Raw genomic sequence first — 309 nt, forward strand, 5'->3', positions numbered from 1 at the left:
CATTCGCTTCCAATATAGGCATAGAAGGATGACTGGACCAAATGAAGATCCAAAACCTGCCCAAGCATAACCAACAAGGTCAAGAATGGTATCACTTGGATTAAGTGAAAGACAAAGCGCGATAATGGCAACGACCAATACAGACATACGTCCAATCATTACTAGTTCTTTGTCTGACGCTTTTCTTCTAAAGAAAGTCCGGTATAAATCCTCTGTCATTGCACTTGCAGTCACAAGCAGCTGTGAAGAAATCGAACTCATAATCGCAGCTAAAATAGCAGAGAGTAAAAATCCAGTAATATACGGATG

Annotated in this window: 1 protein-coding gene; it reads right to left on the reverse strand. The window is 40.5% G+C overall.

The features are described from left to right. Positions 1 to 309, reverse strand: a 309-nt coding sequence (locus tag SB658_RS22945) for a sodium:solute symporter family transporter (protein WP_410602555.1), incomplete at both ends; no start/stop codon positions are given.

It is taken from the genome of Bacillus sp. SIMBA_008, from assembly GCF_046535495.1.
Lineage (GTDB): Bacteria > Bacillota > Bacilli > Bacillales > Bacillaceae > Bacillus > Bacillus subtilis.